This is a genomic window from Virgibacillus sp. 7505, assembly GCF_002272135.1.
Lineage (GTDB): Bacteria > Bacillota > Bacilli > Bacillales > Amphibacillaceae > Terribacillus.
Genome location: NZ_NPBF01000185.1, coordinates 1 through 272, shown reverse-complemented (window position 1 = coordinate 272; position 272 = coordinate 1). Strand labels below are relative to the sequence as shown.

Here is a 272-nt window from a genome sequence, read left to right as displayed (position 1 = left end):
GCCGTCACATTGTTGTGTAGGTCTTCTGTTTGGGCAATAATATCGTCTTGGCGGTTGCTAAGAGACTCAACTGCTGCTCCTAATTGTTGGACTTCGCCTAATGACATTTGTTGATTGGTCACGACCATTTGCCCATTTAACCCTTCGACAGGCGCTGGTTCTGTTTCAATCGCTCCATAGCTTTCAGATAAGTTCGCTCCAATAGCGTTGCCCGTTTCTGCAATCGCCGCCACTTCTTCGCGAATCGCTTGTTGTTCTTCAGCAATTGCTTG

1 protein-coding gene is annotated in these 272 nt (G+C 47.4%); it reads right to left on the bottom strand.

The window, feature by feature from the left end; genetic code table 11:
• Window positions 1–272: hypothetical protein (locus CHH91_RS20705; RefSeq protein WP_176465863.1), on the bottom strand; the 272-nt coding region annotated here is incomplete at both ends.